Below are 23,133 nucleotides of genomic sequence, written 5' to 3' on the forward strand. Positions count from 1 at the left end.
CAACATAAAACAAAGAGGGAATAGGAGAAACATGATCCATACATATTTGTGAATGGACTTGTTTTTTGAAGAGAAGGGCAGTCTATGAAAATACGGTACTTAATTATACTTTTATTTGTTTTCTCACTACTTTCCGTATTTGTCGGTGTCTCCAATGTGAGTCCACTCGATTTGTTTAGCTTAACGGAAACACAAAAGCAAGTTTTACTAGTTAGCAGAGTTCCTCGATTGATCAGTATTATTATTGCAGGGATGAGCATGAGTATCGTTGGTTTGATCATGCAGCAGTTAAGTAGAAACAGATTCGTTTCCCCGACAACTGCAGGTACCTTGGATTCAGCAAGACTCGGAATCCTCGTATCGATGATGGTCTTCACGACGGCAACACCTCTGCAAAAGATGCTTGTATCCTTTATCTTCGCTTTACTTGGCACCTTGCTCTTCATGCAGATCCTAGACAGGGTGAAATTCAAGGACGCGATATTCATACCATTAATTGGTTTAATGCTTGGTAATATTATAAGCTCGATATCAACTTTCTTTGCTTATCAGAATGATTTGATCCAAAACATGTCATCTTGGATGCAGGGTGACTTTTCCATGATTATGAGTGGGAATTATGAGCTGATGCTTGTCAGTGTGCCCCTTCTACTAATTGCATATTTCTATGCAAATAAATTTACGATTGCGGGCATGGGAGAGGATTTCTCGAGGAGTCTAGGGTTGAATTATCGCCAAATCGTCAATATCGGATTAATCATTAGTGCACTTGTGACAGCATCGGTTGTGTTGTCGGTGGGAGTCATTCCGTTTCTTGGCTTGATTATCCCGAATATAGTTGCCATTTACCAGGGAGATCATTTGAAAAACACATTAGTTCATACCGCATTGTTAGGGGCAGTGTTCGTCCTCTTCTGTGATGTGATCGGCAGGTTGATTATTTATCCATATGAAATTCCAATCAGCTTAACCGTTGGTGTGATAGGTAGTGGAATTTTCATCTACCTGCTGCTAAGGAGAAAGAAACATGGGTTATAAATCAAAAACAATCATTCTAGCCATCATCTCCGTATCACTCGCGTTATTATATGTATTTTATGATCTGACTGGAAATATTGATTACATCCTCCCGAGACGAATTATGAAAGTAGGAGCGATCATTCTGACTGGCGGAGCGATTGCATTTGCTACCGTCGTCTTTATGACTATTACGAACAACCGGATTCTAACACCAAGTGTACTTGGACTAGATTCCCTGTACATGCTCATACAAACCGTTATTATCTTTATCTTTGGTGCTAATTCCATCGTCATGATGAATAGTGGCCTAAATTATTTAATATCTATAAGTGCAATGATATTATTTTCTCTTGTGTTGTATCGCTTCCTATTTAGAGGCGAAGGTAATAATATTTACTTCCTTCTATTAGTCGGAATGATTCTCGGTACATTCTTTGGAAGTTTCACTGACTTTATGCAGGTCTTGATTGATCCGAATGAATTCGGAATTGCCCAGGACCGGATGTTTGCGAGTATCAATAATGTGGATCGCAACCTCGTCTATATTTCGATTCTCATCATCGCACTTGTGCTTTTATATTTTAAGAGATTTTACAAGTATTTGGATGTTCTCGCTTTAGGGAAGGACGATGCCATTAATTTAGGTGTACCGTTCGACTATGTTGTGAAACGGCTCCTCATCGTCGTAGCGATTCTCATCTCTGTCGCAACTGCATTAATTGGGCCGATTACATTCCTTGGCCTACTCGTCGTTAACGTAGCTTATGAATTGATGAAGACATATCGTCATTTTTACATTATATTAGGTTCTGTATTCATTAGTATTATCGCTTTACTTGGTGGGCAGTTCCTTGTGGAAAAAGTATTCACTTTCAGTACGACTGTAAGTGTCATCATTAACTTTATTGGTGGAGTTTACTTCATTTATCTTTTGTTAAAGGAGAATAAATCATGGTAGATTTGAAAAATGTTTTTAAATCGTTTGGTAGCAGGCAGATTATAGAAGATGTGTCCCTGAAGATTGAAAAGGGCACGATCACCTCTTTCATTGGCCCGAATGGTGCAGGTAAGAGTACGCTTATTTCAATGATTAGCCGCTTAATTGCAAAAGATGATGGTGACATTACCATTGACGGGAAAGATGTATTCAAAACGAAGAATAATGAATTAGCGAAGAAGATTTCGATTTTAAAACAGTCAAATACAATCAACTTGAAACTTACTGTTCGTGAACTTGTCTCCTTTGGCCGCTTCCCTTACTCACAAGGAAAGTTGAAAAAAGAGGACTGGGAGAAAGTCGATGAAGCAATTGCTTATTTAGAACTTGAAGAGATTCAAGATAAATTTTTAGACCAGCTCTCTGGAGGTCAGCGTCAACGTGCACATATCGCGATGACGGTTGCCCAAGATACCGAATATATCCTGCTTGACGAGCCACTGAACAACTTGGATATGCGTCACGCAAGCCAAATCATGAAAACCCTGCGTCGCTTAGTCGATGAGATGGGAAAAACAATTGTGATTGTCATTCATGATATCAACTTTGCTTCCTGTTATTCTGATCATATTGTTGCACTAAAAGACGGGAAGATTGTAAAGCAAGGCCGTGCCTGTGATGTCATTGACCGATGTGTCCTGAAAGAAATTTACGATATGGACATAGACATTCGAGAAATTGACAGCCAGCGAATTTGTTTTTATTACTAATAGTTATATTTGAACATGAAGCATGGGGTAGAAAAGGTGAAAAAAATCCCCCTGACACAATAGGCGGCAACCTAAAAATTCGTGTCAAGGGAACATGACTATCTTTATCTTATCGTATTTTACGGATGAGGTAAATGATTTTGCTTCAAATAAAATGATTACTCCTGTTCCGATTTCGAATCCATGAGAGAAAAGGGGGCAAGGATGTATAGTAATGATATATGTTTATAGAGAAACGGACATGTGGAGTCGAATGAAAAATAAATATTACCCTTATCACGTATTAACGGTCTGTAATACCCCCTTCCTCTAAACAAGAGGGAAAACCAAAATATCAAGGTGGGAATATACAGTCCGTAAATACCTGATTCTGTTTAACTAATATTCAGTGGGAGTAAGGAATTCCCCACGGAATGAAGTTTCACTTTATCTCCCTACTACTGCATGGAATGATATAGCTATAGTTAATAATTATATATAAGCTTTTTAAATAAGCTTAAAAATTGTACAAAAGGGAGTAACTACTTATGAGGAAATTTACGTATGCTTTAATGATTGGATTGATCCTTCTATTCCTAGCCGCTTGCGGTTCGGATGATGATAATAAAGGTGCTGAAACAAATACAGACACCGATACAGAAGAAATAGGAGGCGGAGGGGGAGAAGCCGCCGCTGGAACAGTTACAGTTGAGCATGAACTAGATACAACAGAAGTTCCTGTAAACCCAGAATCAGTTGTAGTATTTGACTTTGGTATCCTAGATACATTAGATAAACTTGGTGTAGAAAGTGTTACAGGTGTGGCAAAAGGTGGTACACTTCCAAGCTATTTGGATACTTTCGAATCAGATGAATATGAGAATATTGGTAGCCTGAAAGAGCCAGATTTTGAGAAGATCTCTGAGATTGATCCAGATTTAATCATTATTTCGGGTCGTCAAGCTTCCCTATATGATCAACTTGCTGAAATTGCACCAACCATTCACCTTGGTGTAGATGATGGAGATTACATGAATTCATTCAAAAATAACATGGAAACGGTAGGTCAGATTTTTGATAAAGAAGCAGAAGTAGAAGAGGAATTGACAGCAATTGATGACATTATTGCCGATTTGAACGAAAGAGCTGAAGCAAGTGACGAAAAAGCATTAATCATCTTAGCTAATGATGACAAAATCAGTGCCTATGGTCCAAGCTCTCGTTTCGGTATTATCCACGATGTATTCGGAGTTAAACCGATAGATGAAAACATTGAAGCATCGACTCACGGTATGAATGTTTCCTTTGAGTACGTTATGGAACAGAATCCGGATATTCTTTATGTCATTGACCGTGGAGCTGTTGTTGGTGGTTCCGAGTCAGAAAGTGCGAAACAACTTGTTGAAAACGAGCTAGTAGAAAATACGAACGCATATAAAAATGACAATATCCATTATTTGAACCCAGAGTTCTGGTACCTATCAGGCGGCGGACTTGTATCCGTATCTGAAATGGCTAAACAAATCGACGAAACAATCGAATAAACAAATATCCATTTCATTACAGATTTTCCTAGGTATTCAACCCATTACTTGAAAAACAACCTCTTCTATCGATGAGGAGGTTGCTTTTTTAATTGAAATCAGGTACCGATTTGTGGTTTACTAGAGAAAGACCAATTAGGAGGGAAATATTTTTATGAAGAAAAAAATGCTGCTCATCTTCACGCTTGTTCTAACACTTATGTTAGCAGCTTGTGGTAAAGATGACGCAGATAAAGCCGATGACCCAGCAGCTGAAAAAGAAAATGAAGCACAGCAACAGGAAGAAGTTGAAATCACCGAAGACGAGAAAGTTGACGCCGATACAGTCGTTGTGAGCATCAATGGCGACGAAGTTACTGGCGAGCAATACAATAATATATATAGACAACTAAAGACAATGTACCATATGTATGGGCAAGATGTCAGTGATCTTGATACGCTAAAAAATGAGACGATTGACATTATCACAGAACAGGAATTAATTCGCCAAGACGCTCTTGATAGTGGAATTGAAGTAACCGAAGAGGATACTCAAGAAGAAATTGACAGTATCATTGAGACAAATGGAGAGGAAGCAATTGATACACTGCTTAAGGAATATGATCTATCCGAAGAAGAATTCCGTACCCAGTTGACGAATGATTTAATTACAATTAAGTACATTGAAGAGGAATTTGAAGCTGAAGTAACGGACAAAGAAGTAGAAGAACAGTATAATCTGCTGAAAGAAGAAAGTGAAGAAGTCGGTGAACTGGAAGAAGTTGAAGATATGATCAGACAGTCACTTGCTGAGCAAAAGCAAAGTGAACTTCTTGAAAACCGAATTGCTGAACTGAAAGAAGAAGCAGAAATTGAAAAACATATCTAAAACAAAGGCGTAAGCGCCCGTTTAGCAACGTACAAACTGGAGCACTCCGGAATGAGATAAAGGAAACACAACGAACGGCAGTGAGTTGATGTTGACTTATCGATTGGAGGAGTGTGAAGTTTGATAGTTGCTGGGCGCTGGAGCCGGACGTGGCTAATACTAGCATCTTTAGTTATTTATCCACAGTATTTCTATTTTGTAATTCATATCTAAGAAAAAAGATGCAGCACTTGAATCATAAGAGTGCTGCATCTTTTATCACGTATTAACGGTCTGTAATACCCCCACTTCTAAACATGAGGGAAAACCAAAATGTTAAAGTGGGGGATATACAGTCCGTAAATACCTGATTCTGTTCAACTTACATTCAGTGGGGAGGGAAGGAATTCCCCACTGAATGAAGTTTCACTTTATTAAAAGTTTTCCAACCGATTTAATACATGAAAGAATGTCTTCATCTCTTCATCTGTCCCGATGGTAATACGGATGAAGTTCGCGATTTCCGGTTTGTTGAAGTAACGGACTAGTATAAGATTTTCTTTTAATTGTTCGTACAGCCGCGCCGCATCTTTCTCCGGATGGGTGACAAATAAAAAGTTCGTCTGGGAAGGTAGAACAGTGAATCCGCGCTTTTCCAATTCTTCTGTTACCCAGCTTCGGGTCGCAATAACCTTTTCCTTCTTCTCTGTAAAATATGCTTTGTCTTTTATTGCTGCAACCCCGCCGGCAATAGCTAAACGGTCGATTGTATAGGAGTTGAAGGAATCCTTGATACGCACGAGTCCTTCAATCAATTCGGGTGAGCCAAGGGCGAATCCTAAGCGCAGACCAGCAAGGGCACGGGATTTTGACATTGTTTGGATGACGAGTAAATTATCGTATTTCTTGAGCAATCCAACCGCCGATTCTTCGGCAAAATCGATATAAGCTTCATCCACAATTACGACGCGGTCTTGATTATGTCGCAAAATCTCTTCAATACCTGCCAAGTTAAGGTACAAACTCGTCGGTGCATTCGGATTCGGGAAAATCACACCGCCTTCTGAATCATAATAATCACTTGGCTTGATAGAAAAGTCGTCCTGTAAGGGAATTTCTTCAGCCGGAATATTAAATAACTTTGCATAGACCAGATAGAAGCTATAGGAAATATCCGGATAACGAATCGCTTGCCCAGGTTCAAAGAAGGCCATAAAGGAAAAAGCGAGTACTTCATCGGAACCATTTCCGATAAACACATTTTCCTTCCCTAAGTCGTAAAGGTTAGCAATTTCCTCCCTCAACGTATCAACAGTCGGGCTGGGGTAGAGTCGAAGTGATTGACCGACTTCCTTTTTAATCGCTTTAAGAACGAGTGGGGAGGGAGGATATGGATTCTCATTTGTATTCAATTTGATGATTTCCGGATTGTTCACTTGTTCGCCTGGAATATATGGGTTACTTCGTTTTACTGCATTACTCCAAAACTTACTCACGATTTTGTCCTTCCTTTTCTAAATGTCTTTCCATGAGTTCCGCTTTAATATCACTTAGTGCCACACCAGACTCTTCCATCACTACGAGCAGGTGATAGAGGAGGTCGGAAATCTCTGCCGTCAGTTCACGTTTATCCTCATTTTTCGCCGCGATAATGACTTCACTCGATTCCTCGCCGACTTTTTTCAGCATCTTATCGATCCCTTTATCAAATAAATACGTCGTGTAAGCACCTGGTACTGGATTGTTCCTGCGATCTTTAATCTTTGCAATCACTTGTGGGATGATATCGAAAATTGGTAATTCCGTCTCGGTCATTGTTTGATAAAAGCATGTATCTTCACCCGTATGACAAGCAGGTCCTAAAGGCTGTACCTGTACTAATAAGGCATCTTTGTCACAGTCATAGCTGATTTTCTGTACGAGTTGTTTGTTACCGGATGTTTCTCCTTTATTCCAAAGGGTTTCTCGGGATCTTGAATAAAACCATGTTTCTCCCGTCTCCAATGTTTTCTCAAGGGATTCCTTATTCATAAAGCCAAGGGTCAGTACTTTCCCGCTTGCTGCATCCTGTACAATGGCAGGAAGGAGTCCTTGATCGTCATAGGTTAAATCATCTGGTTGCACGCTCATTTTAGTTACCTCTCCTTACGTCTATATTTTCTTGTTCGAGATATGCTTTAAGTTCTGGGATATCAATTTCACCGTAATGGAAGACTGAAGCTGCAAGGGCACCAGTTGCTCTGCCATCGGTCAAAGCATCTTTAAAATGTTCGTATGTTCCCGCCCCGCCGCTAGCAACAACGGGAACAGCCACGGCTTCCGCAATTTTTTTCGTTAGCGCGAGATTATAACCTGTTTTTGCACCGTCGTCATCAATCGCATTGACAACAATCTCACCGGCTCCGAGGTTCGCTCCTTTGATGGCCCACTCGATCGCATCGATTCCAGTATCGCTTCGTCCTCCGCTGGAAAAAACGTTCCATTTTTCTGGAGAGACTTCTTTTGCATCAAGGGCAAAGACGATTTTCTCGCTGCCGAATGCTTCTGCTGCTTCCTGAATGAATGCTGGATTTCCAATGGCTCCACTATTGATCGATACTTTATCCGCTCCAGCTTGTAAAACTTTTTCAATATCCTGGACGGTGCGTATACCACCACCTACTGTAAACGGAATATCAATGACGGCGGCGATGTTTTCAACGATATCAAGGAAAATATTTCTCTTCTCAACGGAGGCTGTAATATCATATAAAACAAGCTCATCTGCTAAGGACTTGTTATAGCGCTTAGCAAGTTCTACGGGCTCGGCGACTTCTTGAATGTTTTGAAATTGTTGTCCCTTGACGACTCGGCCGTTCTTCACATCGAGGCAGGGAATGATTTTTTTAGTCGACATATTCTTTACCAACCGGATCGACTAAGCGAGTAAAATCAAGAGTGCCGTCATATAGAGCTTTGCCGATTATCGCTCCGTACATTTCTTTCTCCGCCAATTTACGTACATCTGCTTCCGCCGTCACCCCGCCGGAAGCAATGACATCAATGGTAGTTGCCTCATTGATTGCCTCAAGCTCCTCGAAATTCGGTCCTTGCAGCATTCCGTCTTTTAAAATATCCGTATAAACGATCGTCTTCACACCGGTTGCCTCAAGCTCCTTCACGAGGTCGAGTGCTTTTACCGTACTTTCCTTTGTCCAGCCATCTGTTGCAACAAAACCATTGCGGGCATCGATAGAGACAGCAATTTTCTCACCGAACTGCTCAATCGCCTCTTGTAAAAACACTTTGTTTTGAATGGCGGCTGTGCCGATGATGACACGACTCACACCATTTTCTAAATAATCTTCAATGACTTCGATGGAACGAACGCCACCACCGACTTGAATGGGAATGGAAACAGTTCGGGCGATTTCAGCAATCAGTTCCTTGTTAACAGACCTTCCAGTTTTCGCACCGTCGAGATCGACGATATGGATGAATGCTGCCCCTTTTTGCTCCCAGTCAGCTGCTACCTCGACTGGTTGTTCACTGTAAATATTCTCTTTATTATAATCACCTTGCGTAAGGCGGACACATTTGCCGCCAAGAATATCAATAGCTGGGAATAAAATCATGAATAATCTCCTCTCCTCTATAAGACACCTTTGGTTGATGGAATTCCTTCAATACGTGCATTTTTCAATGTTGCTTGATCTAGAGCACGGCCGAATCCTTTAAAAATTGCTTCAATAATATGGTGGCTGTTCCGTCCATACGCCAGATTGATATGTAGCGTAATTCCAGAATTACTTGCAAAGGCCTGGAAAAACTCTTCCACCAGCTCAGTATCAAAATTACCGACTTTGTCCTTTAAACCTTCTACATTATAGACGAGATAGGAACGGTTACTAATATCGAGGGCAACAGTTGCTAATGCCTCATCCATTGGCGATGTTACGTGCGCATATCGCGTGATTCCTTCTTTCGTTCCGAGTGCTTCCCGGAATGCTTGGCCAAGCGCGATACCGATATCTTCTACAGTATGGTGCTGGTCTACTTCCAAGTCTCCATCACATTTTACTTTTAAGTCAAATAATCCATGCTTCGTCATCGCGGTTAACATATGGTCAAAAAAGCCGATACCGCTAACGATTTCGCTATTCCCTTTTCCGTCGATATTCAATTTGAGGTTGATTTTTGTTTCTGATGTATCTCTTGATATTTCAAATGTGCGCATCATAATTCGTCCTTTCTCACTTGGATGGAATTGGCATGGGCTGTTAATCCTTCTACTGTTGCTAATGTCTTAATCGACTCACTTGCAGCAACGAACGCCTCTTGTGGATAGCTGATGATTGTTGAGCGTGTAACAAAATCATAGACACCGAGTCCGGAGGCGAAGCGGGCTGTTCCACTTGTTGGTAACGTATGGTTCGGTCCGGCGAAATAATCTCCGAGCGGTTCGGGGGAATAGTTTCCTAAGAAAATTGCTCCGGCATGCTTAATTTTTGGCAAGAGTTCTATAGGGTGCTCAACCATCAATTCTAAATGCTCTGGGGCGATTTTATTGGATACATTTGCCGCTTCAGTCAAATCTTTCGCAATGATTATTTTTCCGTTCGTTTCAATTGATGCTTGGATAATCTCTTTCCGTTCTAATTTTTCCGTTTGCTCGGCAACTTGCTTTTGAATAGCCACTGCCTGTTCTTTGCTTGTCGTAACACAAATGGCACTTGCAGATTCATCGTGTTCTGCTTGAGATAACAAGTCAGCCGCGACATAACGGGGATTCGCTTCTGCATCCGCAATAACGCAAATTTCACTTGGTCCGGCGATCATGTCGATGCCGACGGTGCCGTATACCCATTTTTTCGCCCGGGCGACATATGCATTTCCTGGTCCGACGATTTTATCGACTCGTTTTATAGTTTCTGTACCGTAAGCGAGCGCTGCAATAGCCTGGGCACCGCCAACTTTATAAATCCTTTCCACCCCAATGAGTTTCGCAGCAAGAAGGACGTACGGATTCACTTTTCCGTCTTTGTCCGGCGGCGTCGTAATTGTAATCTCTTCCACTCCGGCGATTTGCGCTGGAATAATCGTCATTAATACCGTCGATGGGTAGGCGGCTTTCCCACCAGGGATGTAAGCACCAACACGTTCAATTGGGGTTACTTTCTGACCGAGTAGAATCCCTTTATCCTGTGAAATCATCCATGACTTTTCGTTTTGCTCTGAGTGGTAATTGCGGATATTTTCTGCGGCTTCTTTTAAAGCAGTGACAAGCTCTGGCGCTGCAATTTTTTCAGCCTCGGAAAATTCTTCTTCGGGTACGAGGAGGTCATCAAGCGTTGCTCCGTCAAATTGCTCCGTATACGCATATAAAGCAGCATCTTTTTTCTCTCGAACCGTGCGAATAATTTCGAGCACCGTTTCATCGAGAGCCGCTTCATTTGTGTCAATCTCTGTTCGGTCGTTCCACTTTTTAGCAAACTCTTCTGCAGTGATTATTTTCATGGTGTTCTCTCCAATGCATTGTTTAGTTGATCGATAAAGCTTCTTACTTCCGTCGCTTTTGTCGCGAAGCTAGCTTTATTTACAATTAAGCGGGTACTAATATCATCAATGTCTTCCAGTACCGTGAGTCCATTTTCCTTTAACGTGTTGCCGGTTTCGACGATATCGACAATAACATCAGCTAGACCAATAAGCGGAGCCAGCTCAACGGAACCATTTAATTTCACTGTTTCAATTTCCTGTCCCTTCCGGCTGAAATGCTTCTCGGCAACATTGGGATATTTCGTTGCTACGGTGAGTGGCCGGTTCGCGTCTATCGAATAATTGGGGAAGCCCGCAACAGAAAATTTACATTTTCCGATACCAAGATCAAGCAGTTCATACACTTCTGCTCGCGATTCTAAGATATTGTCTTTACCGACAATCCCGATGTCAGCTGCACCTCTTTCCACATAGGTCGGCACATCGACCGCTTTTACAAAGATTAATTTAATTGACTCGTCGACATTGTAGAATACGAGTTTCCGACTCTTTTCATGGAAATCAATGAACTGCATGTCAGCCGCTTCTAGTGTTTCGATTGTATGTTTTGCTGGCCTCCCCTTTGCAAGGGCAATGGTGAGTTTTTCCATATTAGACACCTCCTGTTGCTAGTTCTGCAAGGTTAAGCAATTCCTCATTTGTTTCCACTTGCTGCTCATTTCCATTTACAATAACTCTCCCATTTGATTGAAAGAGGATTCCAGCCTGTTGTGCATTCTTGGCAAATGGCTTTGTAATGACAGCATAGCCTTGTTCCCTGAGTAGTTTTGCCGCCGAAAATGCATTTCGTCTTTCTTCTGGAACATAGTAAATTTGTAATGGCGGGTTGTTATCGTCTTTGATTAGTTGATGCTGCTTAAGTGCTTCAAGGACGACATCGACCTTATAGGCAAACCCGATCGCCGGCATCGCTTTACCGAATTGTTCCGCAAGCTGATCATAACGCCCGCCCATTAGGACTGGTTTTCCAATGTTTTCAACGAATCCTTGGAAAATAACGCCGGTATAATAATGCATATTATTGATTAACCCGAGATTTAGTGTCAAATGCTCTAACAGGTCATAATCGGTAAGGACCTCTATTACATCTTTTAAATTATTTAAAACTTCTTGCATGCGTTCGTTTTTAATAATCGCTTTCGTTTCCTCCAGAACTGCTTGCGGATTTCCATAAAGTAGGGGAATCGCGTAGAGTGCTTCTTGTAATTCATCACGAATCTGGAGCTGCTTTAAAAATGGTTCCATTTCCGCCAAGTTTTTTGACTGGATTAATTCCTGCAATTGCTGTAATTCATTTTCCGCAAGGTTTGCCTGATCCACCAATTCCTTGAAGAATCCTGCATGCCCGACTTCCAGTTTAAAATTGTCAAAACCGATTTCCTTTAATGTATGGACGGCTAAGGCGATGACTTCCGCATCCGCTTCTGGTCGCTTGTTACCGAACAACTCGACGCCAGCTTGTGTGCTCTCTTTATTCGTTCCATTACTATTCTGTTCCCCGTATACATTGAAAATATAAAATAGCCGCTGTTCACTCCCATTAATCTCTCGGTCTAAGGCAGTCAATCGAGTAATTGGTATTGTGCCGTCAGGGCGGAGAACGAGCACTTTCCCGCTGCGGTCAATCACCTTAATCATTTCATCCTTATTCACTGTCTTCTGAATGGAGGCATACGTATCATAGTCTTCAAAAGCAGGTGTATGCACTTGTTCATAACCGTACGTGGCGAACCTTGTTCTTAATTTACGGATGAGCTGGCTTTTGATTTTATAACTCTGGACCGCTTGGTTGCTTAATTTCTCCTTATTTTGTCGCATGCAAATCTCCTTCCCTCTGAAACATTATTATTTATTGTATCAATTTAATGCTTTACCACTTCATCTAATTAAAGTTATATAGTATTATAATAATTATGAAGAAGAAAGTCAATTCATTCTTTCGTAAATTATTATAAAGTGAAACTCATTCAGTGGGGTATTACAGACCGTTAATACGTGATAAAATAATAGATTAACAGAAGGACAAGAATAAAGGAGCGAGGATTCGTGTTTGATTATCACATGCATAGTACATTCTCCGCAGATTGTGACACACCAATGGAGAAAACAATTGAAAAAGCTATTGACTTAGGACTTCAAGAAATTTGTTTCACCGATCATATCGATTATGATTATCCAGATAAAGATTGGATTTTCGAATTTGACTTAAAAGAGTATGATAGGAAGATTAAAGAGCTTCAGGAGAAATACGAAGGAAGGATGCGGGTTAAAAAAGGAGTGGAAATTGGACTCCAACCGCATGTTCTTCATCAATATGAAAGCATGATGAAAGAAGAAGTGTTTGATTTCGTCATTGCTTCGGTGCATGCGACAGAAAGGAAAGATTTACACTCTGGAGCGTTTTTCGAAGGGAAGACAGTGGACGAGGCATATGAGATTTACTACCAGGAGCTGATTGACTGTATAAAGGAATATAAGCAATTTAGTATTCTCGGGCACCTGGACCTGGTGAAACGCTATACGACGGAGAAAAGTAAGCGTAATTTCCATGAAATTATCCGGGAAATCTTTGCGGAAATTATTCCGGCAGGGAAAGGAATTGAGATTAATACATCCGGTACAAGATACGGGCTTGATAGCGGTATGCCGAGCCTTGATATATTAAAGCTGTATAAAGAATGTGGCGGAGAAATCATTACTTTAGGTTCCGACTCCCACGTGCCGGATACGTTGGCTTTTGCATTTCCGGAAGCACTTCTGAATTTGAAAGAGGCCGGATTTGAATATGTTGCAACGTATACGGCTGGCAGGCCTGAATTTCATCGGATTGATCAAATAATTTAATGATTTTTGTGGCAAGATTTATCACAATATCTTACACTATAGAAGCGAGTAAAATTTGATAAAGTGAAACTTCATTCAGTGGAGTATCCTTACCACCCCCGCTGAATGGTAGTTGAACAGAATCAGGTATTTACGGACTGTTAATCCCCCTTTACATTTTGGGTTTCCCTCACGTTTAGATAAGGGGATATTACAGACCGTTAATGCGTGATTAACGTAAAAGGAATTTGTGATAAAAGGATGAGAGGCATTGACGATGAAGGATTCGATTTATGATAAATTAATTCGTATAACAGCAAAAGAAAATGTATTAAAAGATGAGCCATTAAAGGAACATCTGTATACAAAACTTGGTGGGAAAACCGATTATTATGTGACGCCGGAGAACTATGGTGAAGTGCAGGAGATTGTGCGCCTTGCGAATAAAGAAGATGTCGATTTCACCTTACTTGGCAATGGGTCGAACCTGATTGTCCGGGATGGTGGCATCCGTGGGATCGTCATGAACTTGCAGAAGCTTTCTTCGATTAGACGAGAAGGTGACGCGGTTATTGCGGAAAGTGGTGCAAGAATTATTGATACTTCCAGGTATGCATTACAAGAAAGGCTTTCTGGACTTGAATTTGCTTGCGGTATCCCTGGTTCTGTCGGTGGTGCGTTGTATATGAACGCAGGGGCTTATGGCGGGGAAGTGAAGGACGTCCTTAGAAGTGCCCTCGTCTGCACGAAAGACGGGGAACTGAAGACATTGCAAGCGGACGAACTGGATCTAAATTACCGTACAAGTAACATTCCGGATAACGGCTATATCGTTCTTGAGGCGACTTTTGATTTAAAGGAAGGCGCTTATGAGGAGATAAAGGCTGTAATGGATGATTTGACGGAGAAGCGGGAATCGAAGCAACCCCTCGAATATCCATCTTGCGGGAGTGTTTTCAAGCGTCCGCCTGGTTATTTCGCTGGAAAGCTCATTCAGGACAGCAATCTCCAAGGCGTCCAGATTGGCGGCGCACAGGTTTCCACAAAGCATGCCGGTTTCATCGTGAATGTCGATGATGCAACAGCAAACGAGTATATTAAGCTGATCGAACATGTGCAAGCGACAGTACATGAGAAATTCGGAGTAGCCCTTGAAAGGGAAGTCCGGATTATTGGAGAAGAAAAACAGTAACATAACGATATAAAAAACCACCGGATGCCTTATTATTGCTAGCAACCGGTGGTTTTGTGTTCGCAGCTAAGTTAGCTGCGGAATCTGCTCAAGAAGCTCTGCAATCGTTCATTTTGTGAATGCTCGATTACTTCTTTTGCTGATCCTTGCTCTGCAATGACACCTTCATCAAGGAAGAGTACTTTATCCGCGATATCTAATGCAAAGTCCATTTCATGCGTCACGAGCACCATTGCCATGTCCTCATGCTGGGCAAGGTCGCGGATCACTTCCAGCACCTCACCGACAAGCTCGGGGTCAAGGGCTGAAGTAACCTCGTCAAAGAGCATGATCTTCGGACGCATGACAACAGCCCTTGCCATCGCGACACGCTGCTTCTGACCACCAGAGAGCTGGCTTGGGTAATTATCAATTTTGTCCCCAAGACCTACACGCTCAAGCATTTCAATTGCACGCTTTCGTACTTCTTCTTTGTTTTCTTTCTTTACATGAATCGGAGCAGTCATACAGTTTTCCAGAATTGTCATATGCGGAAATAGATTAAAATGCTGGAAAACCATGCCAATGTCACCGCGTACTTTTCGTAAATGGTTCTCATTAGCGCGTACCATATTCCCGTTCTTTTCCATTTTCCATAAATTTTCCCCGCTGACGACAATATCTCCTGAGGTTGGTTCTTCAAGTGTCATCAACAAGCGGATAATCGTTGTTTTACCGGAACCACTCGGTCCGATTACTGCAACTTTTTCCGCTGGGTTGATATCTAAATTAATACCTTTTAATACTTCAACATCGCCAAATGATTTATAAACATCCCGATATTGCACAATAGGTGCAGTCATTTTCTCATCACTTCTCCTCTATGAACTTTTGGCTAATGCATTTTTATCGAATCTTGTGTTCATCCTATCTTCCAGCTTCCGAATCAGTATGGAGGAAGGATAGCTTAGAAGTAGGAATATTATACCTACAATTGTAAGTGGCTCTAGATAAGCCCAATTCCTCGATCCGTATGTGTTCGCTAACAATAAGATTTCAGCGACACTAATTGTTGAAACAAGTGGTACCTCTTTAAATAAAATAATAAAGTAGTTTCCAAGCATCGGTACCGTTGGCGGAATCGCCTGTGGTAAAATGACTTTTCTCCATTTATCGAGGGTGCTAAGGTTCAGTGCCCGAGCTGCTTCCCATTGCCCTTTTTCAACACTTTCAATTCCTGAGCGATAGATTTCGGAAATATAGGTGCTGTAGTGAAGTCCTAGACCAAGAATAGCACTTTGCACTGGGCTTAATGTTGTACCGACTACAGGCATGACCGGCCATGCATAATAAATGAAGAATAACTGTACAAGTGGCGGGGTTGTACGGATAAACTCCATGACCCACGATACAATCCAGTTAAATGGTCGATTCGGTATTCTTCTTAAGAATGTCCAAACGAATCCAAAGACGAGCGCAAATACGAAACAAGAAATGGTTAGGAAAATCGTCAAGCCTAAACCATCTAAAATGAAAGGGAGCGCTTCTAAAAATCTATCCCAACTCCAATAGGTTGTGTTCATGAACTAGCTACCCCTTTCTTTGCAATACCTTCTCCTTTCCTTGTCAACCAAATTAATGGTAAAGCAAGGAGGAAGTAGAGCACGAGTACTAATGTATAAACAAGCGGGGTAATCGATGCATTCGTACTTCGGATAATATCTCCATAATAGAGGATATCCCGTAAACCAATCAAGGAAACGAGCGAAGTACTTTTCAACATGAGTATCGTATAATTACCAAATTCAGGGAGCATCATGCGAACTGCTTGCGGAAAAATAATAAGTCGCATGCGTTGGAAACTCGTCATGTTAAGGGCAGTAGCCGCTTCTGTTTGTCCCTTATCTACTGCAACGATGGACGAGCGAACGACTTCTGACAGGTATGCACCATAGTTCAGTCCGATTGCGATGACTCCGATCCACCAGTTGGAACCGAGTGGTATATTAAATAGCATCGGAATTGCATAGTAAAGCCAAAACAATTGAACAATAAGTGAGGTTCCACGGAAGATTTCCACGTAAAACCCGGTCGCTTTACGAATAAATACATTATTTGATAGTTTAGAGAGTCCGGCAACAAAGGCCATTATATAGGCTAATAGCGACGCAGCAATTAGAACTGTAATGGTTACGCCAAGACCACGTGCAATTTGAGGAAAAACCTCTATTATTGCATTAATGATAATCACTCCTTATTTATCTTGTGTACTGTACATTTGCAAATGCTGAAGTTCACAGTAGAAATGCCGAAGTTCAAAGAGTATTTGCCAAAGTTAACAACTCAAATGCTGAGGTTCACAAATGGGAGGGTTCCCGGCACCACTGAACACCCTCCCGCCCAGTCAAGCTCTAAGCTAAACTATACCTAACAGGAGGAGGTTAAATGTTGTATGCTTCCACATTCAAGCGAAAAAATAAAGGTCCAGCCCTGGATAGGAACCGGACCTTATGAAGTTACTGCATTATTCGTTCTTGAAGTGAACGGATACGTTTACTCTTCACCATTACACACTTGCTCTGTCGTCACTTCTCCATCTGCAACAAAGTTTGTTTCACCATTAAATCCATTCGCTTCAAGTAGCTCTGCAACGGTTCCATCTTCTTTCAATTCTGCTAATACCTCATTGTAAGCATCACGTAATTCTTCATTATCTAGACTAAAGGCAGCGGCGCCGTAACTTGGCACTCCTTCAATATCGGGTTGTTCAAAAGATTCTACAAACTCAAGATCATCGGAATCAAATGATTCAAGCGCCATTCTTACCGTCATTTCGGTACCGGTTGTTGCATCCGCTCTACCAGCTTGAACAGCTGAGAAAGTAGATGGGATGTCTGAAGCAGTCGTGATTTGGTCTTCACTAACACCTTCATCCAGTAAGAAACCAATCTCTGTTGCGCCTTCCATGACCACGACAGTTAAATCTGGATTATCCGCAATATCTTTGTAACTATGAATATCATTTGGGTTTCCCGCTGGTACAACTAAGCCTTCCCCGTATTGCATTTCCGGTTCGCTGAATAGTGCGTTTTCACAGCGTGCAGGTTGTATTGCCATACCAGCCGTTACGACATCAAATTGTCCAGCTTGAACACCTGGAATCAATTGACTGAAATCAGCTAACTGTGATTCCATATTTTCAATACCAAGCTCTTCGAATACTGCTTGTGCAATATCTACGGCAGCACCTTTTAATTCACCATTATCTTCATAAGCATATGGTGCCTCGTTAGCGAAGCCGACTGTTACGGTACCGCTTTCTTTTAATGCCTCTAATTTACCTGCACCGTCACCATTTCCATTATCAGAACCACATGCTGCAAGTAAAACTAATAAGCCCGCTAAAACTAAAACCCCTAATCGTTTCACGTTACTATTGACCTCCTAAGAATTTTGATACTTCTATTCCCTTTTGTTTTCTATAAGAAACTATAAAATAAAAATGGCTGTGATAACTCAGTATCCAGGGCAAGCCACGTCCGGCTCCAGCGCCCAGCAACTAGCAAACTTCACACTCCTCCAATCGATAAGTCAACATCAACTCACTATCGTTCGTTGTGTTTCCTTTATCTCATTCCGGAGTGCTCCAGTTTGTACGTTGCTAAACGGGCGCTTCCGCCTTTGTTCATAAAAAACATCTGGGTAAAAAAAGCATTCTATATTTTTATGTTGTTACAATGGTACCGATAAACACGCTTTCTCACAAACGCGATAAAATGAGAAAAAATTCGGTTAACCTTCAAATTTCGGAATAGTCCATACCTCATTTGGATATACAAAAACATCCTTCCATATCATCTCATTTACGCAGGTTTACCCATGATTTACTTTTAAGAGAATAAAAATAATATGGACAGAGAAGCTAAGAGTCATTAAGATTGAAATAAGAAAAAGTTAAAGTGAAACTTCATTCAGTGGGGGTTTTCTTACTTCCCCACTGAAGTTTGTTGAGTTGAACCAACCGGGCTGTTACTAGCCAGTTACACTGTAGTTAATAGATAGAATGGGAGTGTCCTTTCATGGAAATTATCATATGGATTGTCATCGTCTTATTATTTATCGGTAGCTTCGTCGGGATTGTATTTCCGATTATTCCATCCGTACTACTTATCTGGTTAGGTTTTATTATTTTTCACTTTGGTATTGACAGCGGCGAACTGAATACGATATTTTGGCTTGCGATGATTTTGTTAACGATTCTGCTAATCAGTTCCGATATCATTGCCAACAGTTACTTTGTGAAACGGTTCGGGGGCAGTAAAGCAGGGGAACGCGCGGCTGCTGTCGCTGTTATTATCGGTTCCTTTATTACACCGCCCTTTGGAATTATTTATGTCCCATTTCTTGTCGTGTTCATCGTAGAAATGCTGATGAAGCGCACGGTAAATGAGGCATTCCGGGCTTCGATTGGATCGTTGATCGGATTTTTGGGTGGATCGTTCGCAAAAGTGATTTTACAGTTCGTAATGATTGTCTGGTTTTTTATTCTCATTATTTTTTAGCGTGTGTTAAAATAATTGATAGTTGAAATTAAAGGAGTAATGCTTTATGGAATATCCTGCAAGAGTTATTACGATCGCGGGTTCTGCAGCAGGCGGGAGTGCGGGAATCCAAGCAGATTTGAAAACATTCCAAGAACTTGATGTTTATGGAATGAGTGTTGTTACAGCTATCGTTGGGAAACACCCGGAAACAGGGAAAAACGTCCATCCGCAGACGATAGAAGCAATCGAAGCACAATTTGATACTGCGATGCGCCAGGTTGGGACGGATGCCTTAAAAACGGGGATGTTATTCTCTAAAGAAGTAATTGATGTGGTCGCAGGGTTAATTGAACAATCGGATATTAAATCGGTTGTTATTGATCCAGTTATGGTCGGGAAACTTGATTCGAAGCTTTTGAAAGATGATGCAATTGAGGCGTTGAAAAAGCGGCTTATCCCACTTGCAACCATTATTACACCGAACATTCCAGAAGCGCGATTTCTGCTGGGTGAGCGAGAGATAACAAATGTGGAAGCATTGAAACAAGCAGCGATTGACTTATATGAGCTTGGTTCTAAGTATGTGCTCGTGAAAGGTGGCCGGCTGGATGGGCCTGCTGTCGATGTATTATATGACGGGAAGACACTTACTTTATTTGAAGCGCCGCGTATTGACACAGTTAATACGAGCGGAGCGGGTTGCTCTTACTCTGCGGCAATTACAGCTTACCTTGCGAAGGGCGAAACCGTGGAAGATGCAGTGGAGCATGCGAAGAAATTTGTAACAACAGCAATCAATCATGGGTTCACGTATACCGAAATGGTTGGGCCGACCTATCATGCTGCCCAGCGGAAATACGGCGATGCGTTCGATATTAAAGTAGAGAAGGTTCAGTAGGGGGGATAGCTTGACTTTACCCCCTACTTTCTATATATTAGAAAAGAGAAAATATGTGGAAACGTTGATGCGGAATAGTACAATTTGCTGTCTTTTTCAGAGAGGAAATGGTCGGTGCGAATTTCCGGGAGACAGAAGTTAGAACCTGCCGTCTGAGTTCGCACTTCGTATAGACGAAGAGACAGTCTGTAAGATGTGCGCGGTGTAGAGCCGTTATTCGAAGGAAGTGTGCATGACTTTTCATGCAAATAAGGGTGGTACCACCACACGAAGGTCCCTTTTTATATGATAGGGGTCTTTTTTTATTGGTAAAAGAGGTTGTTCAAAAAGTCCGGTAAAAATGAAACTTCGCGAAAGGGGAGGTTCTACTAAGATCGTCCACGTCCTGTGGACAACGTAGAACTCACCACCTCCTGTGGAAACTCGTTGGCTCGCTTTTCCGCTCCTCATGTACCTACTAACGTACATTCCGGTGCCGGGAGCTTTCGCCGCCTCGAATTTCGACGCACAGGACGTGCTAGTGTCGGCATTGCAACAGGACGTTGCGAACTTAGCCGACCTCGGTCCTTTTTATCCTCCTTTTTGAACACATACTTAAAATAACGTAAAGAGGTGTTTCATTTGTCTAAAAAGAATAAAGACTTTGTGGAAAAGATTACCGCGATGGAAGATGACTTTGCACAGTGGTATACCGATGTTGTGAAACAGGCCGAGTTAGTCGATTACGGTTTAGTTAAAGGGACGATGATTATCCGCCCATACGGGTATGCGATTTGGGAAAATATTAAAGATGAATTGGATCGCATGATTAAAGAATCGGGCCATACGAATGTGCAGTTCCCATTGTTTATTCCGGAGAGCTGGCTGCAGAAAGAAGCGGATCACGTGGAAGGATTCGCGCCGGAAGTAGCTTGGGTGACTCATGGCGGAGATGAAGAACTGCAAGAAAGAATCGCTGTCCGCCCAACGTCTGAAGTGTTGTTCTGTGAATATTATTCAAGGCATATTCATTCGTACCGCGATCTTCCGAAGCTCTATAACCAGTGGGCGAACGTCGTGCGTTGGGAGAAGACAACTCGCCCATTCCTGCGTTCTTCCGAATTCCACTGGCAGGAAGGGCACACGGCACATGCAACAGACAAAGATGCGGAAATTGAAACAGCGAGAATGCTTGATACTTATGCAGACTTAGTTGAGAACTATATGGCGATCCCGGTATATAAGGGAAAGAAGACAGATAGTGAAAAATTTGCTGGAGCAAAATATACGTTAACGATTGAAGCGTTAATGCATGACGGGAAAGCATTGCAGTCTGGAACGAGCCATCATTTCGGTTCTGGCTTTGCGGAAGCTTTTGATATTACGTACTTGGATGAGAACGGGGATAGTCAATTCGTTCACCAGACATCTTGGGGGCTATCCACAAGAATTATGGGAGCATTGATTATGGTTCACGGGGACAACCGCGGCTTAGTTGTACCTCCGAAGATTGCTCCGACACAGGCGATGATTATTCCGGTTGCACAACATAAGGAAGGCGTACTAGATAAAGCGTATGACTTGCGTGATCAGCTCAAAGGTCTTGTTCGTGTCGATATTGACGCAAGCGACAAGATGCCAGGCTGGAAATTTAATGAATATGAAATGAAGGGAATCCCAGTTCGTATTGAACTAGGACCGAAAGATATTGAGAAGGAGCAAGTTGTCCTTGTACGCCGTGATACCGGTGAGAAGGAATTTGTCGCACTTGCTGATCTGGAAAAGCGTCTACCGGAATTGCTTGATGAAGTCCAGCAAAACCTTTACGACAAGGCACTCGCACATCGTAACGAGAAGACAACTTCTGTTACAACGATGGAAGAATTTAGAGAAATGCTTGAGGAAAAAGGCGGTTTCCTAAAAGCAATGTGGTGTGGAGACGAAGCGTGTGAAGAGAAGATCCAAGAAGAAACAACCGCAACCTCCCGCTGTATTCCTTTTGAACAAGAGAAGTTAGCGGAAACTTGTGTGTGCTGTGGTAAACCAGCGAAAGAGATGGTTATTTGGGCGAAGGCTTATTAAATCAAAGGTGACATCGACCGTTTAGGAACGGCCGAATTGGACTTCGACGCAATGAGATAAAGGAAACATGCCCCTTTAGGGGGAGACGTGAGTTGGGCCTTGGCCCGTTCTTAGTCGGCCTTCTTTTTCTCCTTGAGCCGATGTTGACTTTCACCACAAGGGTATAAAGGCGACTAAGCCTCATACAGATCATTCGGCAAGTCTTCTTTATCGAATGTAGGTGCAGGAAGTTCGGACAGTTCCTGGTCGATGGAGCTGAATGTAAATCAAAAGTGACATCGACTGTTTAAAGGTGAGTCAATCAGGTTTTGACCTGGTCGGCTTACCTTTTTTGTTTACAATGATAATCTCTAACCGCTATGATAATTATACGAGCTCTCACCGCTCTGTCATTGTTGGTGGAGAGGATAACTTTTAATATTTTCAAGCAGTAAAGTAGAAAACGGAAACGAAGGATGTGATTCTCTAATGAAAAAACTTTTGGGAATTCTGATGTTTATTTTGTTAGTAGGAACATTGAGTGCTTGTGATGACAACGCTTCTAATATTATTGCAGCAGTTGATGTAAGTGATAGGGAGGAAACTATACTCTCTACGCTAACAAACCAATCGTTCCTGTTTGACTTCAATAACGAGGACTATGAGGAAGTATCCATGTGGGTAGAAAAATATGAGCAAGGGGAATTAGTCGATGATCAGCTAGGTTATCTAACGTCACCGGTAGACGAAACGGGTTTGATTATTTTCGCAACCAAAATAGATGGAGTTGACGAGCAGCAAACATTCCATATTGGGGTAGGTGATGAAGATGGTGTCTCTTCTCTCACAACCCGAGATACTCCTTTAACTCCTCCATATTCGCTTCGGGGTCTTCATAAAACGAGTTTGAAATAGAAGATATTCCAAATTCATCATCAGAGTATGCAATATCCGCCAACACAAGCTCGCCTTCATGCAGTGTTTTGATGTCGTTTATTTATTCAAAGCTGAGTTTGCGAAAT

Annotated in this window: 23 protein-coding genes and 1 other annotated feature; of the genes, 11 read left to right on the forward strand and 12 right to left on the reverse strand. The window is 41.8% G+C overall.

Annotation, left to right across the window (positions count from 1 at the left end; all coding sequences use genetic code 11):
• Window positions 1-84 precede the first annotated feature (84 nt).
• The 5 genes from SPD53_RS09325 to SPD53_RS09345 all read left to right on the forward strand — a co-directional run bounded on the left by SPD53_RS09325 (window position 85) and on the right by SPD53_RS09345 (window position 5,118).
• Window positions 85-1,038 (forward strand): ABC transporter permease, encoded by a 954-nt coding sequence (locus SPD53_RS09325; RefSeq protein WP_336252368.1) that lies wholly within the window; start codon window positions 85-87, stop codon window positions 1,036-1,038.
• On the forward strand, window positions 1,028-1,978 hold the full coding sequence (locus tag SPD53_RS09330) for an iron chelate uptake ABC transporter family permease subunit (RefSeq protein ID WP_156856046.1): 951 nt from the start codon (window positions 1,028-1,030) through the stop codon (window positions 1,976-1,978). Before SPD53_RS09325 ends, SPD53_RS09330 begins: the two co-directional genes overlap by 11 nt.
• Window positions 1,972-2,727, forward strand: coding sequence for an iron ABC transporter ATP-binding protein (locus SPD53_RS09335; RefSeq protein WP_156856045.1), 756 nt, complete (start codon window positions 1,972-1,974; stop codon window positions 2,725-2,727). The genes SPD53_RS09330 and SPD53_RS09335 overlap by 7 nt, the downstream gene beginning before the upstream one ends.
• 527 nt (window positions 2,728-3,254) lie before the next feature.
• A complete protein-coding gene (locus tag SPD53_RS09340) occupies window positions 3,255-4,250 on the forward strand; it encodes a siderophore ABC transporter substrate-binding protein (protein WP_188857156.1) in 996 nt (331 codons plus the stop codon).
• 154 nt (window positions 4,251-4,404) lie between these two features.
• The gene (locus SPD53_RS09345) at window positions 4,405-5,118 is read left to right on the forward strand and encodes a SurA N-terminal domain-containing protein (protein ID WP_156856043.1); all 714 of its coding nucleotides are present in this window, start codon (window positions 4,405-4,407) and stop codon (window positions 5,116-5,118) included.
• A 413-nt stretch (window positions 5,119-5,531) separates the two neighbouring features.
• Here the strand turns inward: SPD53_RS09345 and hisC are convergent, their stop codons facing one another.
• From hisC to hisZ, 8 genes are read right to left on the reverse strand one after another with little or no spacing between them, the layout of a single operon-like run.
• Window positions 5,532-6,593: a histidinol-phosphate transaminase gene (gene hisC, locus SPD53_RS09350; protein ID WP_336252369.1), complete on the reverse strand. Its 1,062-nt coding sequence runs from the start codon at window positions 6,591-6,593 to the stop codon at window positions 5,532-5,534.
• The gene (gene hisIE / locus SPD53_RS09355; RefSeq protein ID WP_188857154.1) at window positions 6,586-7,227 is read right to left on the reverse strand and encodes a bifunctional phosphoribosyl-AMP cyclohydrolase/phosphoribosyl-ATP diphosphatase HisIE; all 642 of its coding nucleotides are present in this window, start codon (window positions 7,225-7,227) and stop codon (window positions 6,586-6,588) included. Before hisIE ends, hisC begins: the two co-directional genes overlap by 8 nt.
• A gap of 1 nt (window position 7,228) precedes the next feature.
• Window positions 7,229-7,993, reverse strand: coding sequence for an imidazole glycerol phosphate synthase subunit HisF (hisF, locus tag SPD53_RS09360; RefSeq protein ID WP_336252370.1), 765 nt, complete (start codon window positions 7,991-7,993; stop codon window positions 7,229-7,231).
• On the reverse strand, window positions 7,983-8,711 hold the full coding sequence (gene hisA, locus SPD53_RS09365) for a 1-(5-phosphoribosyl)-5-[(5-phosphoribosylamino)methylideneamino]imidazole-4-carboxamide isomerase (protein ID WP_336252371.1): 729 nt from the start codon (window positions 8,709-8,711) through the stop codon (window positions 7,983-7,985). Before hisA ends, hisF begins: the two co-directional genes overlap by 11 nt.
• A gap of 17 nt (window positions 8,712-8,728) precedes the next feature.
• Window positions 8,729-9,313: an imidazoleglycerol-phosphate dehydratase HisB gene (gene hisB / locus SPD53_RS09370; protein ID WP_188857151.1), complete on the reverse strand. Its 585-nt coding sequence runs from the start codon at window positions 9,311-9,313 to the stop codon at window positions 8,729-8,731.
• On the reverse strand, window positions 9,313-10,593 hold the full coding sequence (hisD, locus tag SPD53_RS09375; protein ID WP_188857150.1) for a histidinol dehydrogenase: 1,281 nt from the start codon (window positions 10,591-10,593) through the stop codon (window positions 9,313-9,315). Before hisD ends, hisB begins: the two co-directional genes overlap by 1 nt.
• Window positions 10,590-11,225, reverse strand: a complete 636-nt coding sequence (gene hisG / locus SPD53_RS09380) for an ATP phosphoribosyltransferase (RefSeq protein WP_336252372.1) — start codon at window positions 11,223-11,225, stop codon at window positions 10,590-10,592. Before hisG ends, hisD begins: the two co-directional genes overlap by 4 nt.
• Window position 11,226: 1 nt before the next feature.
• Window positions 11,227-12,453, reverse strand: a complete 1,227-nt coding sequence (hisZ, locus tag SPD53_RS09385; RefSeq protein ID WP_188857148.1) for an ATP phosphoribosyltransferase regulatory subunit — start codon at window positions 12,451-12,453, stop codon at window positions 11,227-11,229.
• A gap of 228 nt (window positions 12,454-12,681) precedes the next feature.
• Here hisZ and SPD53_RS09390 point away from each other — a divergent pair, with 228 nt between their 5' ends.
• Together SPD53_RS09390 and murB are read left to right on the forward strand one after the other, a co-directional pair.
• Window positions 12,682-13,479 (forward strand): histidinol-phosphatase HisJ family protein, encoded by a 798-nt coding sequence (locus tag SPD53_RS09390; protein WP_336252373.1) that lies wholly within the window; start codon window positions 12,682-12,684, stop codon window positions 13,477-13,479.
• A gap of 256 nt (window positions 13,480-13,735) precedes the next feature.
• Window positions 13,736-14,650 (forward strand): UDP-N-acetylmuramate dehydrogenase, encoded by a 915-nt coding sequence (gene murB / locus SPD53_RS09395; RefSeq protein ID WP_336252374.1) that lies wholly within the window; start codon window positions 13,736-13,738, stop codon window positions 14,648-14,650.
• Window positions 14,651-14,721: 71 nt separating this feature from the next.
• Here the strand turns inward: murB and ehuA are convergent, their stop codons facing one another.
• The 4 genes from ehuA to ehuB all read right to left on the reverse strand — a co-directional run bounded on the left by ehuA (window position 14,722) and on the right by ehuB (window position 18,058).
• On the reverse strand, window positions 14,722-15,492 hold the full coding sequence (gene ehuA / locus SPD53_RS09400) for an ectoine/hydroxyectoine ABC transporter ATP-binding protein EhuA (RefSeq protein WP_336252375.1): 771 nt from the start codon (window positions 15,490-15,492) through the stop codon (window positions 14,722-14,724).
• 18 nt (window positions 15,493-15,510) lie between these two features.
• Window positions 15,511-16,212: an ectoine/hydroxyectoine ABC transporter permease subunit EhuD gene (gene ehuD, locus SPD53_RS09405; RefSeq protein ID WP_336252376.1), complete on the reverse strand. Its 702-nt coding sequence runs from the start codon at window positions 16,210-16,212 to the stop codon at window positions 15,511-15,513.
• Window positions 16,209-16,871 (reverse strand): amino acid ABC transporter permease, encoded by a 663-nt coding sequence (locus SPD53_RS09410; RefSeq protein ID WP_336252389.1) that lies wholly within the window; start codon window positions 16,869-16,871, stop codon window positions 16,209-16,211. Before SPD53_RS09410 ends, ehuD begins: the two co-directional genes overlap by 4 nt.
• A gap of 311 nt (window positions 16,872-17,182) precedes the next feature.
• Window positions 17,183-18,058, reverse strand: coding sequence for an ectoine/hydroxyectoine ABC transporter substrate-binding protein EhuB (gene ehuB / locus SPD53_RS09415; RefSeq protein WP_336252377.1), 876 nt, complete (start codon window positions 18,056-18,058; stop codon window positions 17,183-17,185).
• Window positions 18,059-18,708: 650 nt separating this feature from the next.
• Here ehuB and SPD53_RS09420 point away from each other — a divergent pair.
• From SPD53_RS09420 to SPD53_RS09435, 4 genes are all read left to right on the forward strand, one after another.
• Window positions 18,709-19,191 carry a DUF456 domain-containing protein gene (locus tag SPD53_RS09420; RefSeq protein ID WP_336252378.1) on the forward strand — a complete coding sequence of 161 codons (483 nt, stop codon included), beginning with the start codon at window positions 18,709-18,711 and terminating at the stop codon, window positions 19,189-19,191.
• 46 nt (window positions 19,192-19,237) lie between these two features.
• Window positions 19,238-20,071, forward strand: a complete 834-nt coding sequence (thiD, locus tag SPD53_RS09425) for a bifunctional hydroxymethylpyrimidine kinase/phosphomethylpyrimidine kinase (protein WP_188857143.1) — start codon at window positions 19,238-19,240, stop codon at window positions 20,069-20,071.
• A 55-nt stretch (window positions 20,072-20,126) separates the two neighbouring features.
• Window positions 20,127-20,353: a binding site (T-box leader), on the forward strand.
• Window positions 20,354-20,692: 339 nt separating this feature from the next.
• Entirely contained in the window at window positions 20,693-22,132 is a 1,440-nt protein-coding gene (proS, locus tag SPD53_RS09430) for a proline--tRNA ligase (protein ID WP_336252379.1), read from the forward strand.
• A gap of 468 nt (window positions 22,133-22,600) precedes the next feature.
• A complete protein-coding gene (locus tag SPD53_RS09435) occupies window positions 22,601-23,026 on the forward strand; it encodes a hypothetical protein (protein WP_188857141.1) in 426 nt (141 codons plus the stop codon).
• Window positions 23,027-23,133: the final 107 nt, after the last annotated feature.

Source organism: Oceanobacillus sp. MO10714A (assembly GCF_037072045.1).
GTDB classification, from domain to species: Bacteria; Bacillota; Bacilli; order Bacillales; family Amphibacillaceae; genus Oceanobacillus; species Oceanobacillus indicireducens.

What these genes read in the sequence shown, in the direction of transcription:
- SPD53_RS09340 (WP_188857156.1), top strand. Translation starts at nt 3,255, where the DNA reads ATGAGGAAATTTACGTATGCTTTAATGATTGGATTGATCCTTCTATTC.
- hisG (WP_336252372.1), bottom strand. Translation starts at nt 11,225, where the DNA reads ATGGAAAAACTCACCATTGCCCTTGCAAAGGGGAGGCCAGCAAAACAT.
- thiD (WP_188857143.1), top strand. Translation starts at nt 19,238, where the DNA reads ATGGAATATCCTGCAAGAGTTATTACGATCGCGGGTTCTGCAGCAGGC.
- hisZ (WP_188857148.1), bottom strand. Translation starts at nt 12,453, where the DNA reads ATGCGACAAAATAAGGAGAAATTAAGCAACCAAGCGGTCCAGAGTTAT.
- hisA (WP_336252371.1), bottom strand. Translation starts at nt 8,711, where the DNA reads ATGATTTTATTCCCAGCTATTGATATTCTTGGCGGCAAATGTGTCCGC.
- SPD53_RS09435 (WP_188857141.1), top strand. Translation starts at nt 22,601, where the DNA reads ATGAAAAAACTTTTGGGAATTCTGATGTTTATTTTGTTAGTAGGAACA.
- hisF (WP_336252370.1), bottom strand. Translation starts at nt 7,993, where the DNA reads ATGTCGACTAAAAAAATCATTCCCTGCCTCGATGTGAAGAACGGCCGA.
- SPD53_RS09335 (WP_156856045.1), top strand. Translation starts at nt 1,972, where the DNA reads ATGGTAGATTTGAAAAATGTTTTTAAATCGTTTGGTAGCAGGCAGATT.
- hisD (WP_188857150.1), bottom strand. Translation starts at nt 10,593, where the DNA reads ATGAAAATAATCACTGCAGAAGAGTTTGCTAAAAAGTGGAACGACCGA.
- hisB (WP_188857151.1), bottom strand. Translation starts at nt 9,313, where the DNA reads ATGCGCACATTTGAAATATCAAGAGATACATCAGAAACAAAAATCAAC.
- SPD53_RS09325 (WP_336252368.1), top strand. Translation starts at nt 85, where the DNA reads ATGAAAATACGGTACTTAATTATACTTTTATTTGTTTTCTCACTACTT.
- SPD53_RS09345 (WP_156856043.1), top strand. Translation starts at nt 4,405, where the DNA reads ATGAAGAAAAAAATGCTGCTCATCTTCACGCTTGTTCTAACACTTATG.
- SPD53_RS09420 (WP_336252378.1), top strand. Translation starts at nt 18,709, where the DNA reads ATGGAAATTATCATATGGATTGTCATCGTCTTATTATTTATCGGTAGC.
- ehuA (WP_336252375.1), bottom strand. Translation starts at nt 15,492, where the DNA reads ATGACTGCACCTATTGTGCAATATCGGGATGTTTATAAATCATTTGGC.
- ehuD (WP_336252376.1), bottom strand. Translation starts at nt 16,212, where the DNA reads ATGAACACAACCTATTGGAGTTGGGATAGATTTTTAGAAGCGCTCCCT.
- SPD53_RS09330 (WP_156856046.1), top strand. Translation starts at nt 1,028, where the DNA reads ATGGGTTATAAATCAAAAACAATCATTCTAGCCATCATCTCCGTATCA.
- murB (WP_336252374.1), top strand. Translation starts at nt 13,736, where the DNA reads ATGAAGGATTCGATTTATGATAAATTAATTCGTATAACAGCAAAAGAA.
- hisIE (WP_188857154.1), bottom strand. Translation starts at nt 7,227, where the DNA reads ATGAGCGTGCAACCAGATGATTTAACCTATGACGATCAAGGACTCCTT.